This window comes from Antarcticimicrobium sediminis, assembly GCF_004348975.1.
GTDB lineage: Bacteria > Pseudomonadota > Alphaproteobacteria > Rhodobacterales > Rhodobacteraceae > Antarcticimicrobium > Antarcticimicrobium sediminis.
In genome coordinates this window covers 19628-32186 of record NZ_SMFP01000018.1, presented here as the reverse complement: position 1 = coordinate 32186, position 12559 = coordinate 19628, and the positions used below count along the sequence as shown (strand labels likewise).

The following is a 12559-nucleotide window of genomic DNA, read 5'->3' as shown; positions in this document are numbered from 1 at the left end:
GGGTGCCTTACTCGGCACGTGTGAACAGATTGCTGACGGCGACCCTCGCCGTCAGCGTTCTTCCTGTTCTATTTCTTGGAATAGAGCGCATTTTCAATATGGGCATTATCGGGGCGGCCCTGATCGACAACCTCTATCTCTATCTGATCCTGACCTTGGTTCTTCCTGCCACCTTCGTGATCTACCCGATCCGCCGGGAGGGTATGCTGTTCCGCTTGCTCGACGCGGTGTTGGCCTTGCTTTGTTTCGGTGTCTTCCTCTACTTTTCGTTCAGCAGCTACAAAATTGTGAGCTTCGCTTGGGAATTCGCCCCGCCAAAAATAGCTGTAGTCGTGGCGATCCTAGCTTGGCTCTTGCTGATCGAGGCCGCCCGTAGAGTCGGGGGCTTGGCGGTGACGGTGGTGATCATCGTCTTTTCGCTCTACCCGGTCTTCGCGGAATATCTGCCAGGTCCAATCGCCGGGTTTTCGCAACCTTTTGATCTGACTATCGCCTATCACCTGATGAGCAAGGAAAGCGTGCTGGGCATTCCTCTGCGTGCCTTCGCCAATCTGGTGATCGGCTTCATCGTCTTTGGCGTGGTGCTGCAAAAGACCGGTGCTGGTGATTTTTTCAACAATTTCGCCCTTGCGCTGATTGGCGGCGCGCGTGGCGGCGCGGCCAAAGTTTCGATTCTGGCCAGCGGAGGTATGGGCTCGATGAGCGGCAGTGTGGTCTCCAACATCCTGACCACCGGTGCCGTGACGATCCCGGCGATGAAGCGCACCGGCTTTTCCAGTCGGCACGCCGCAGCGATTGAGGCCTGCGCCTCTACCGGGGCGGTGTTGATGCCACCAGTGATGGGGGCCACCGCTTTTGTCATGGCCTCATTCCTGAACGTACCCTACTGGACGGTGGCAGTGGCCGCGGCGATCCCCTCGATCCTGTTCTACTTTGCACTCTTCATCCAGATCGATTGCTATGCGGCACGGTACAACCTGACTGGTCTACCTCGCAGCGAGCTGCCATCGCTCAAGGCCGTGCTGGCTTCGGGCTGGCATTATCTAGCCGGCCTTCTGGTCTTGGTGGTGATCATGGTGAACCCGGGCTGGGAACGGGTCGCCCCGTTCTATGCTACCCTTGTTCTGTTAGTTCTCGACCTCGTGATGGAGCATAAGCGGGCGACGCCAGAAAAGTATTTTACCATCCTGGCCGAGATTATGCGCGCCATCGTGGCGCTGGTCGCCCTGTTGGCGGGTATCGGTCTCATCGTTGGTGGCATGGTGGTTTCGGGCCTCGCGGGCACACTGGCTAATGACCTTGTCTTCATCGCTGGCAGCTCGGTTCCGGCCCTTCTGATCATGGGGGGGATAACCAGCTTTATCTTCGGCATGGGGATGACGGTGACTGCCAGCTATATCTTCCTCGCTATCGTGCTCAGCCCGGCGTTGACGCAGGCGGGGTTGAATCCTCTCGGCGTCCACCTGTTCGTAGTCTATTGGAGCATGCTGTCCTTCATTACGCCGCCGGTTGCCATCGGATCTTTCGTTGCGGCAAGTTTGGCCGAGGAGAAACCACTCGCTGTCGGATTCCAGAGCATGCGATTTGGCGCGGTGATGTACATTCTGCCATTCATGTTTGTGCTCAATCCGGCGCTGGTCTTCCAAGATGATCTGAACCATGTTGCGGTGTCGTTTCTTTGTGCAGTCGCCGGGGTGTTTTTGATCGCCTCTGGTATGCAGGGACAGATGGCGCGCGTTGGTTCGCTGGGCCGTGGAATGATGGGGGCGTTGAACCGGGGGCTGACCATTGCTCTTGGGGTCTGCTGCGCCTTCGCTTTTACCCCCTTTGTCGCCTTCAGTATCGTGGCTGCTGTTGCTGTCGTGCTAGCGGTCTCCTTAGCGGCTTCCCTGTTCGCCACCAAGCGGGCCGAACGACTGCCCAACGCAGTTTGAGCCTGTCCCGAGCATCGGATAACGGTGCTCGGGACCGCGAGCCATCAACCGGGTCTTTTTTTGCGATCCGGCCTGCAATAAGGGCGGAGCCCGGCCCGAACCAAGCCGATACCCAAGGTCGTAAATTTAAGAAATCAACAACCTTTCAGAGAAGCCGAGCCACCTGATCCGCCTCGCGCATCGACATTCAATTGCCGTGTCTTCCAAAGAGGTGCAGGAATTCAATGTCACGACTAGCGGACTTGTTGCAGACTAAATGGATGGCGCTCTAAGTGGACCCCTGCATCGATATTAGGATATCAAGATGTCACCCGATATCGGAGTCGGATATCTGGTTCCTTCAACAAGTGCCTCTAGGCGGAAGATTGACAACATTGTCGACAATGGTCAGCCCCGGGATTTCAACGGTGTCGAACAGAAAGTAGCGTGTCAGTTCCCCAAGTCCCGAGAAAGACTTTTGGGACAAAGATGACGGCGTGTTGAATGTCTTGCGACTCTGCCGCACTGGTGGAGCCCATGTAAGTACCGAAAGGCTGGCCGCGGGGTTCTTGATTTCGGTAAAGATCTCCCGCACCAACCCCATCCAAGCGTGTTTCATACCTAGCGCGACGGGATGGTCGGCGACTCCGGGAGCGGTAAAGGCAAGCACGAAAACAAAACGGTTCCGATTCTCCTCCCGCACCATCCGAAGTACTTCTTCCCGAATGTCCAAGAAACCCCCAAGCAATCGTGTAAGAACGTCAGTCTCTGGCGTGACTAGGCGGGGAAAGATCGCTGCCCGACTGGGAATGTCGCTGACATAGCTCCAGAGCGCGGCTGCAATTTTTTCGTCAGTTCGGTCGATATGTGCGCGCGTGGCCGGTTTCCCAGAAGGATCCGTTTCGGAAAAGTGCTCTGTGTTGCGTTCCTTCGGATAGGCTTTCCCGGTCAGTTTCTGAAGAATGCGAAAGAAACTTTCACGTTCCGGCTCGGTCAGCGCCTCGAGCAGCCTCTCCTGCGATAGTTTTACACTTGGCGACATGGCTGCCAAAAGCGTCTCACCAGTGTTGGAGAGGCGTATGATCTTCGCTCGCCGGTCCGCCTCCGACGTTTTGATCTTCACCAACCCGCGGTCGGACAGTCGAGCCGCAACATTGCCAGTTGTCGATCTGTCTAGCCCCACAATCTGCGCAAGGTTGGACAGATCGATATCAGGGAACCTGTTCAGCGCCACCATGATCACATGCTGAACCGCAGTGATATTGAAATTCTGCGTCGCATCGGAAAATACCGATATCGCCTTCTGATGTGCAAGGCGGATCAGGTGGCCTGGTTTGTTCGGAAGATCGTCTATCTCGTACACCGTAATTCCTTTTTTTGCGCACCATACAACGAGAAACAATTGTCGCGTTTGTACCGTCTAAAGCCGGGCTGACCCACCCCAGCAACGGCCGACAGAGGATCACATAATGCACCCTCCTTGCAACTGCTGCGCACTCAAAGCAAAAAACTGAGTTTTCCACCCGGCCAAAAGGTTTCCAGTAACCCAGGTCGCTCGCATGCCTGATGCACAGCCCCTGCCTGAAACTGATCTCGCTGGCGTCACCACCCTTGCGTTCGACGTTATTCGATGTAAAAGTCAGATTACTTACTAAAAGAAGAATAATTGCAACGTGTCTATACTAACTGGATTGCGACGATTGAACAACTCAACGGATATGGTTCTTGCATCGGCTGAAACGGCCGGTCCGACACCTTGGTCACCGAGGTGCGCACCCATCGGTTACACCTGTCGCTCCACGCTCTTGTCACCGCGTTCCGTGTTCGAGAAGCCAGTTTCGTGCAGCACAACAGCCGCAGACTCCGAACGGCGCGCTTAAGGTTTTCGCGCCTTCAGGAACGTAACGACCAAAAAACTGAGGAGGAAAAATGTACAACGGAACTATCGATCACTCACAGCTTGCGCCCGACCTCTTGTCCGGTTTCGACGCCATCGCTCCGCTGGATGCCGATGACGCGACATTGGCGGCGGCCGTAGAGGAAGCAGAACTGCCCGCCCTTCTGGCCACTCTCTCGGTATTGACTGGTAAGCCGGAACTGCTGAGCGAAGACTTGACCCCTCCCACCCCGCCAATGCTGATGCGGATCGCACCGCAGGGCGGTATGTCGGAAGCGACACAGGCTAAGGCCCGCAAACTTGCGTTGAGCACGCTTATCGAAGCGCGCGACACTGGCTGGCCCCAAATCCGGCCCACTGTTCAAGCGCTGCAAGACGCTATCTCATTTCTGACCAGAGGCGCCGGGGGCGCAGGCGAGGACTACCTCGGCCTGCTGATGCACGAAATCGGCTTGCCCGAAGACACGGGGAAACCCGATTGGACGGCCGAAACATTAGCGCCCGGCCGCGATCTCCGCGTCGCCGTTATCGGCGGGGGTCTGGCCGGGATCGCTGCCGCCTACCGGCTGTCTCAAGCGGGGCTGGATTTCACCGTCTACGAGAAGAACCCAGAAATAGGCGGTGTCTGGTGGAATAACACCTATCCCGGCTGCCGTCTCGACACACCGAATTTCGCCTATAGTTTCTCTTTCGCACAGAAACCTGACTGGCCACAGCAATTCTCCGAGCGTTCTGAAGTTTTTGGCTATGCCAAACGGGTCGCCGAGGATGCAGGCCTGCGTTCGAATTTCACCTTCTCCACCGAGGTTGAATCGATGCGCTGGGATGAGGCGAAAGGCGGCTGGTGGTTGCACACACGCGGGCCGGAAGGGGAAAAGATAGAGTTTGCCCATGTGGTTATTCCTGCAGTGGGGCACTTGAATCGGCCTAATATTCCCGAGATTCCCGGGCAAAACGAGTTCCGTGGCCGCGCCGTTCATTCTGCGGAATGGCCTTCGGATCTAGATCTCACGGGCAAACGCGTAGCCGTCATCGGCACTGGTGCTAGCGGTTTTCAGATCGTTCCTGCGATCGCCGATCAGGTGAGCGCGCTCACGGTTTTCCAGCGCAACCCCGCCTGGATGCTCTCCACGCCGAACTATCAGGACGATATCAAACCCGGCATGCACTGGCTGCTCACGCATGTTCCCTATTATGGTCGCTGGTTCCGTTTCTGGCAGTTTTGGATAGCTGCGGAGGGGCGTTTCCCGGCGATCACGGTCGACCCTGAATGGAAGCACCCCATCTCCGTCAGTGAGCTTAACGAGAAATTACGCTTGGGCTGCATCGAGAACCTTACCGCGCAGGTCGGCGACCGCAAGGATCTTCTGGAAAAGCTCACCCCTGCTTACCCGCCCGGGGCAAAACGCATGGTGCGTGACAATGGGGCCTATGTAAACACGCTGAAAAAACCTCACGTCTCGCTGGTATCGGAAAAGATCGTACGGCTCACGCCACAGGGGATCGTCACCGCCGATGGTGCGCATCACGATGTCGACGTAATCGTCTACGCCACTGGATTTTTAGCCGCAGACTATCTTGACCCGATCCGCATCGAGGGGCGTGGGGAACGTGTCCTGCATGATTTCTGGAGTGGAGATTGTCGCGCTTATCTGGGCATTGCAGTTCCCAGCTTCCCAAACCTTTTCATCATCGGTGGTCCCAATAGTGGGCTGGTAGTAAACGGTAGCGCAATCTTCACCTCAGAATGCGCGTTGGAATATGTCTTGCGCTCAATCGAATACATGCTCGAGAACGATGTGAAATCGGCTGAGGTGCGGCAGGAATCCTACGATGCCTTCAATGAGGATGTCGATCACCACAATCAACTCCGGGCCTGGGGGACGACAAAGGTGAACACCTGGTATCAGGGCCGCAGCGGCCGGCCGACCGTGACTTGGCCGCACCCGATCCTAGAATACTACAAGCGCACGTCGGTGTTCGACGATGCAGACTACACGCTTAGTAGCCGAGGATAAAACAGCCAAGGGGGGGGGGCGTTGTTCTCCCCCTATCTGCACTGCGAGCGCAGGTCCCCAACCCACGATCTTTCCGGGGATGAGAATGCCGTAGATATCCAGCGCATTCATAACCACAAGCATCAGTCTCTCCTCTGCGTTCGAGTGGGGGCCGCTGCCAGATGAAGGCCAATGTGCGGTGGTAGTTGTCGGTTGCCTCGAAGGCCACACGGACAGGGCCTCCATAGCTGGCAAGCGACGTGATCAAGCGGTTGAAGTCGCCCAGTTGGTTTAGACAGTCAAACGACCATGGTGCTTCCTGCTGGGCATGACAATGAGGACTTCGTGGCGGGCCTTCGAGATATCGATGGCGACTAAACGGGGGCACTCTGTGCAATATTGGCAGCGGTCATAGCCGGTCTCCTCATTAGTGTGGTTCATGTGACCTGCCCCCCGCTGGTCCCTCGTTCATAACGAGAGTCTGCGGGTTTGTGCTCTGCTGCGCAATTTGTCGGCTGCACAGCTGGCCATAGCCTCTCAACCAGCATCATTCCGAAGGTGTTACGGCAAGGAGTTCACTGACCGCCTCTTTGGCCTGCGCCGTCGCGCTGCGACCGGCAATCATGATTTTGACCGTCTCTGCGCGGAGCTCGACATCGAGCACCGCCTCGCCCCGCCGATGCGGCCACAGACCAACGGAATGGTGGAGCGTTTCAACGGCGGGATCGAGGACGTCCAGCAGAGCGACCGCTTCCGCAGCGGCGAGGACCTGGAACAGACCATCCTGTGCTACGTCCGCCTCTACAACAGCCAGCTTCCGCAATCCGTGCTGAAAGGCCGAACGCCCATCCGCTCAAGGACTGGAACCGCCAGAAGCCCGCACTCTTCAAGAAACGGCCATATAATCACACGTGATGTGACATCACGGTTACCTCAATAGGTTGTGCCCCTCAGACTGGTCGCAGAAACCCCGCAAAGAAGGTGGACAATTCCGCATATCCATTCAGCGGTAGGACGTGGGCGACATATTGGTCGGGGCGAACCACAACCATGCATCCCCGTTCACGATCCAGTCCGCGCATGTCAAAAATGTCGCCTGCCCCCTTGTGATCGGCACAGAAGACTTTTTCATGATCATGCAGGCCGTATCTGCCTTTGGCGGGCCTTAAGAGTGACGGCATTTCATCGTAGGCAAGCGCATCGAAAGTCTGCTGGAAGATCGCCCTGAAGTCTATCAAGCTGTCGATATCTTCGTCGGCGCGCGTGTACCGGACCACAGGAGAGGAGGGGTTTTTCTCTAGCCAGTCCGCGAGCTTATAAATTTCCGAGCTTTTGGCGATGTTGTCCCCGGCTCCTGCGAAGGCATAGATGCGCCAACGTCCGTCGGCCTCGGCGACATGGCCGAGCTGCATCTGCATTGCGTCAGAGAACCGTACGACCGGAGCCGAGTGGAACCTTTTGCCCACAATCTGTCCACGGGCGAGCGCTTGATGGGTGTCCGGCCCGACCAACGCCGACGGGGCATAATGCACAGCCAGCCCACCGGTAAATTCGAGGTTCTCGATGAACTGCTTCTGGATGCGCGGCATATCGGCCCCATCAAGGTCGGACTCACCCGGAGGCGCTGACATGATCCGGGCCCATTTGTGGTCGGTGTCAACGAGGCGCTTGGCCTCGGCCCTGCGTTCGGCGGAGTAACTGTGCAGGATGTTTGGATCCGCCTGTTTCCGAAACACATGCGCCAGCTTCCAGCCGAGGTTGAAGGAGTCTTGCATCGACACATTCATACCCTGCCCCGCTTTCGGACTGTGCGTGTGGCACGCGTCTCCGGCGGTGAAGACCCGCGGATTTCGGGTCTCTTTCTGCTCTTCCGGGATATCGTCAAACCGGTCAGTCATGCTGTGACCGATCTCGTAGACCGACCACCATACTACTTCTTTCACGTCGAGCGAGTAGGGCTTCATGATCCTGTTCGCGGCGGCAATCATGTGCTCTGAGGTCAGGTTTCGAGCGGCGACACGCTCATCAGGATTGAGTTTGTCGAGTTCGACATACATGCGGAAGAGATAGCCGCCTTCGCGCGGCAGGATCAGCATGTTGCCCTCGGCCTCAGAGGCAACGATGCATTTCTGGCGAATGTCTGGAAAGTCGGTGTTGGCGAGGATGTCCATCACGCCCCATGCCTGATGCGCGGCATCGCCGTGCAGCGTGCCTCCAATCGCTTTGCGCACGTTCGAGCGAGCACCATCGCAGCCAACGACGTAATTGGCGCGCACGGTGTGAGTCGCGCCAAGGTTCACGCCGGTATTTTCGAGCGTGACCGTCACGGGGTGATCCTGCGTGGTCGCGTCGACGGTCAGGTCCTTGACGGACCAGCCATAGTCCGGTTCAAGCCGCTTCGGCGACTTTCGCATCACGTCGAGAAAGAGCTCATGAATGCGGGCTTGGTTGATCAGCGTATGCGGCATCTCGGAGGAATCGTCGGCCACATCCTGCACCCGACCAATACGGCGGATATGTGCGGGCCTTTCCGGGTCGGGCGTCCAAAAGGCTGTCTGGTTCACCCAATAGCTCTCGCGTTTGACCTTCTCGCCGAAGCCAAAGGCCTGAAACATCTCCATGGTTCGGGTATTCACCCCGTCGGCTTGCCCCTTCTCCATTGGGCCCGGCTTGCGCTCGACGATCATGACGTCGATTTCAGGGAATTGGGAAAGCTGTGCAGCAAGGCAGAGGCCTGCGGGCCCGCAGCCGGCGATGAGCACATCCACCTTTTCAGGGAGCGGGGCAAAATCGCTGTACGCGCGGCGGCAGGGCGCCGCCTCTTTCAGGTCGGGATCTCCGGCGCGAAAGCCATCCAAGTAATACTGCATAAGCTCTCCTCCTAATTATGTAGATGTGAGCATTCGCTCGGGTCAAGCTTAAGATACCTATACTTATTATATTTAGTCAATTAGCATAGTACACTTAGTAAATTGTGGTCTCCGAGAACGCCCCCGAATTTGGCTAGCGCTTTCTGTAACGAATCCCTGGCTGGGAGACGAACGGAAATGCATGCCTTCATGCATAGTTCACGGATGCGCAGAAGGAGCAGGTCATGGCGGAAACGCTGATGCAGGGCGCGTCATGGGCCCCTACCGAACCTGCTGTCGGCTTGCATCACTATCAAATCACGCGCATAATCGAAGGAGTGGCGGTCAGCGCCGTTGATGCAGGCCTCAGGCGATGTTGGCGGCGACTTTCCACGCGCGAAGAGCTTCCATCCGGTGGTAGCGAATGGTCAGGGCTGCGCGGCGGCGCCGCAGGTTCCTCGCGGTCTGCGGCCCGAATTTGGCCGTCCAGTGCCGAACGGTTTCTAGGACACGTCGATGCCACGTTCGGTCAGCATCTCCTTGACCTCACGCAGGCTCAGATTGAACCGGACATACAGCCAGACCGCGTGGGCGATGATCGAGGGCGGGAACCGGTGCCGCTTTTAGCTGATGGAAGGTGTCTGAATCGCCGTGACCTACGTAGCAATCAGAGAGCAGGCAATCGCGACCCGCTTAACGTGACAACTCCCTTTCGCGAAATCCGCGCCGCGACCATGGATGCGTGGCGCGACATCGCTCACCTCGAAGTCGCCTGAACACCGGAGCCGGTCAAGTTTTTGTGCATGGCTGGTTAACTTTACGGTGCCAGTCCAAGTGTGCGGGCCCTCCAGTGATGTTTCACGATCGCTGCGACGATGGCCGAATTTACTCTGCCTTTGACACCGTGGCCGCGGGCTCGTTTTCTCGATCCTGCTTGGGAGCAAGGCTGCGCAGTGGCGGGCGTGTTCCGTCGAAACGCAGGGGCGTTGCCACCAGACCGAGGTTCGGATCCCCCGAGGGCAGGATCATCTCTAGCGCCTTGGTCTGGGGATGGGCCAGAACCTCACTCACCTGATGGACCGGGGCGCAGGGGACGCCGACGGCGTCGAGCGCTTCCATCCAGTGGGCAGAGGGGCGGGTCCGTACCACCGCCTCGATCATTGCATTCAGGGCCTCGCGGTTGGCGACACGCTCGGCATTGGCGGCGTAGCGTGGATCTTTGGACCATTCGGGATGACCCAGTGTTTCGGCCAGTCGGCGGAACAGGTTGTTGTTGCCAGCGGCGATGATGATGTGCCGATCTTGCGCCATATAGGCGCGGTATGGAGCAAGCATCGGGGTTTCCGAGCCGCTCTTGCCCGGCTCCTTTCCCGAGGCAACGGCATTGCCGATCGGAACCGTCATCCAGCTGAGCCCCGTCTCGAACAAGGATGTGTCGACGCGGCAGCCGTGCCCGTTCGCCGCGCGGCCAATCAACGCCGAGAGGATGCCGATCACGCACCACATGCCGGTGCCTTGGTCGATGATCGACGGGCCTACCCGTACCGGCGGGCGACCGGGTTCGCCCGTGACCGACATGATGCCGGAAAAGGCCTGCATCAGCGGGTCATATCCGGTGTGGCGATTCAGCGGCCCAACATCACCGTAGGCGCCGAGATTGCAGCATATCAGCCGGGGAAATCTGGCGCAAAGGTCGTCGGCTCCCAGCCCGTAGCGCTCCATCAGCCCGGGCCGCATATTCTGTACCAGCACGTCGCTGTCGCCAATCAGCGCCTCGAACTCCGCGCGCTCTTCCTCGTTCTTGAGGTTCACGGCCATGCAGCGCTTGTTCCGGTTCAAGCTGTGGAAGGTGGCGGCCGTTCCGCCCACAAAGGGGGGCCCCCAGTGGCGGGCATCATCGCCGCCGTCTGGATTTTCGATTTTAATTACCTCTGCGCCCAGATCAGCGAGCACCTGACCACAGAAAGGGGCGGCAACCGAGTGCCCGATCTCGATCACCCGGAATCCGGCGAGAGGCTGATCGGGGCGGGTGGGGGTAGTTGACATGAGAACCTCCTGTTGGTCCGGGCAGCGGATCAAAGCCGCGTCAGGACCAGCGCAATTTCGGGAAAGAACCAAACCAGCGTCAGCACGGTCAGCACGATGAGCAACGAGGGGAGAGCGGAGCGGATGATGGTCTCGATCCGCTCCTCTGGCAGGATCGCCTTGAGGGCGAAAAGATTCATACCCAGTGGCGGGGTGATCACCGCCAGCTCCATGTTGATCACCATCAAGATGCCGAACCACAGCGGGTCGAACCCGAGCGCAACGGCAACCGGGACGAAGACCGGGACGGTGATCAGGATGATCGAGATCACTTCGAGGAAACACCCAAGGACCACCCAAGCCAGGTTCATGATCAGCAGCACGACCCAAGGGGCAACGCCGGCTTCCATCACCTGTTTTGCCAGAAACTGGGGCAGGCCGATCAGGGTCAGTGCGGATCCCAGCACCAACGCACCGACCATGATGGCAAGCAATCCCGCGGAATGGCGAGTGGCGCTGATCATCACCTCGGGAAGATCGCGCAGGCTGAGGCTCCGGCGCAGGACCACCGTCAGCAGCAAGGCCAGAACCACGCCGATGCCCGCGGCCTCGGTTGGGGTATAGATGCCCAGATAAATGCCCCCCAGCACCACGACCGGCAGCGCCAGATCAGGCAGCGCGCGCAGGGTTACCTTCAATGCGTGCTTGCCCGACCAAGGGGCGGTTTCGATGGTATTGGGCGGCGGCGCGGCAAGCATTGCCCAGACCGATAGCAGCGCAGCGACCAGCAACCCGGGAAGCAACCCGGCCAGGAACAACTGGGCCGGCGACACCGAGGCAAGAGACGCATAGATGATCAGCGGAATCGAGGGCGGGATCAGGATGCCCAAAGATCCGCCAACCACTGAAAGCCCGTAACTCAGTCGTTTGGGATAGCCGGCCTTTTCCATCTCAGGGATCGCGATGCGCCCGATGGTCAGGACCGATGCCATGGAAGAGCCAACGATAGCGGCGAAGAAGGTAAAAGCCGTCACGGCGGAAACACCGGTGCCGCCGCGAAGCCGACCCACCCAGGCGTTGGCCACGTCAAACAGTTGCTGGCCGACCTTTCCGCGATACAGGATCTCTCCCATCAGGATATACATCGGCACGGCGAGGATCACCGGATCGGCCAATGCCCGTTGCAGCGTTAGCGGAATTTGCACGAGAAACGGCAGGCCAGAGGCCGACGCGATGGTCGCAGCCCCGGCCAGGCCCAGCGAAAAGGCGATTGGCACCCCGGCCACGAGGCAGCCCAGCAGCACGCCAAGCAGGATCGCAACAATGGAACCGGAAATCATGCGCGGGCCTCCGCCTTGTCCTGTTCGCCCCAGAGCGTCAAGCTTTTCAGAACAACCCCCAGCACCAACAATGCACCGCCCAGTGGGATCAGCGCATAGGCGATCCAGAGCGGCACCTGCAGCAGTGTCGGCGACAACATGCCCCTGTCGAAGGCGCGCAAGGTGTAAGAGGTGCCGAACCAGATCAGGATCGCCGCATAGGGCAGGATCGCCAAGGCGGTTACCGTCTCGGCGATGCGGCGGGTCAGGCCGGTGCGGGTCTCGATCCAGAAGCTCACGCGCAGGTGGTTGCCGTCGGCCAGCAGCGCACCCGGCGTCATGAAGACCGCGAACTGCAGCAGATAGATTGAGATTTCGGTGGCCCAGATTGTGGGCGCATGGAACAGATAGCGCAGCGTCACGTCATAGGCCGTGATCAGCGGCAGCGCGAATAGCGCCATCGCCGAAAGGGCCAGAATGGCGTTTTGCACCATCGCCAATGCCTGCGTTATTCGGAGCATGGGGACCTCATCAAAAAAGAAGGACTCCGACCAGTGCC

The 12559-nt window shown here is 58.6% G+C and carries 7 protein-coding genes and 3 pseudogenes; 3 read left to right on the top strand and 7 right to left on the bottom strand.

Translation table 11 applies throughout. From position 1 onward, the window contains the following. Nucleotides 1-20: 20 nt before the first annotated feature. The gene (locus E1B25_RS19190; RefSeq protein WP_165937691.1) at nt 21-1934 is read left to right on the top strand and encodes a TRAP transporter permease; all 1914 of its coding nucleotides are present in this window, start codon (nt 21-23) and stop codon (nt 1932-1934) included. 340 nt (nt 1935-2274) lie between these two features. Here the strand turns inward: E1B25_RS19190 and E1B25_RS19185 are convergent, their stop codons facing one another. Beyond that, the gene (locus E1B25_RS19185) at nt 2275-3276 is read right to left on the bottom strand and encodes a MarR family winged helix-turn-helix transcriptional regulator (RefSeq protein ID WP_132831202.1); all 1002 of its coding nucleotides are present in this window, start codon (nt 3274-3276) and stop codon (nt 2275-2277) included. Nucleotides 3277-3842: 566 nt separating this feature from the next. Here E1B25_RS19185 and E1B25_RS19180 point away from each other — a divergent pair. Next, nucleotides 3843-5828, top strand: a complete 1986-nt coding sequence (locus tag E1B25_RS19180; RefSeq protein WP_132831201.1) for a flavin-containing monooxygenase — start codon at nt 3843-3845, stop codon at nt 5826-5828. A gap of 163 nt (nt 5829-5991) precedes the next feature. Here E1B25_RS19180 and E1B25_RS22630 read toward each other — a convergent pair. Next, nucleotides 5992-6220, bottom strand: a pseudogene (locus tag E1B25_RS22630) (IS110 family transposase); the annotation flags it as partial. A gap of 152 nt (nt 6221-6372) precedes the next feature. Between E1B25_RS22630 and E1B25_RS19170 the strand changes: the two are divergent. After that, nucleotides 6373-6722, top strand: a pseudogene (locus E1B25_RS19170) (integrase core domain-containing protein); the annotation flags it as partial. A gap of 35 nt (nt 6723-6757) precedes the next feature. Here the strand turns inward: E1B25_RS19170 and E1B25_RS19165 are convergent. The 5 genes and pseudogenes from E1B25_RS19165 to E1B25_RS19145 form a co-directional block, all read right to left on the bottom strand. After that, nucleotides 6758-8677: an FAD-binding monooxygenase gene (locus tag E1B25_RS19165; protein ID WP_132831200.1), complete on the bottom strand. Its 1920-nt coding sequence runs from the start codon at nt 8675-8677 to the stop codon at nt 6758-6760. A 417-nt stretch (nt 8678-9094) separates the two neighbouring features. Then, nucleotides 9095-9255 (bottom strand): annotated as a pseudogene (locus E1B25_RS22625) (IS6 family transposase); the annotation flags it as partial. A gap of 286 nt (nt 9256-9541) precedes the next feature. Beyond that, entirely contained in the window at nt 9542-10702 is a 1161-nt protein-coding gene (locus E1B25_RS19155; RefSeq protein WP_132831199.1) for a CaiB/BaiF CoA transferase family protein, read from the bottom strand. 29 nt (nt 10703-10731) lie between these two features. Next, on the bottom strand, nt 10732-12021 hold the full coding sequence (locus tag E1B25_RS19150) for a TRAP transporter large permease (RefSeq protein WP_132831198.1): 1290 nt from the start codon (nt 12019-12021) through the stop codon (nt 10732-10734). Next, nucleotides 12018-12521: a TRAP transporter small permease subunit gene (locus tag E1B25_RS19145; protein ID WP_165937690.1), complete on the bottom strand. Its 504-nt coding sequence runs from the start codon at nt 12519-12521 to the stop codon at nt 12018-12020. The genes E1B25_RS19150 and E1B25_RS19145 overlap by 4 nt, the downstream gene beginning before the upstream one ends. Between the last annotated feature and the right edge of the window lie 38 nt (nt 12522-12559).

Bases quoted from the DNA above. Each gene is read 5' to 3' on its own strand.
- E1B25_RS19155 (WP_132831199.1), bottom strand. From the start codon at position 10,702: ATGTCAACTACCCCCACCCGCCCCGATCAGCCTCTCGCCGGATTCCGG.
- E1B25_RS19145 (WP_165937690.1), bottom strand. From the start codon at position 12,521: ATGCTCCGAATAACGCAGGCATTGGCGATGGTGCAAAACGCCATTCTG.
- E1B25_RS19165 (WP_132831200.1), bottom strand. From the start codon at position 8,677: ATGCAGTATTACTTGGATGGCTTTCGCGCCGGAGATCCCGACCTGAAA.
- E1B25_RS19180 (WP_132831201.1), top strand. From the start codon at position 3,843: ATGTACAACGGAACTATCGATCACTCACAGCTTGCGCCCGACCTCTTG.
- E1B25_RS19150 (WP_132831198.1), bottom strand. From the start codon at position 12,021: ATGATTTCCGGTTCCATTGTTGCGATCCTGCTTGGCGTGCTGCTGGGC.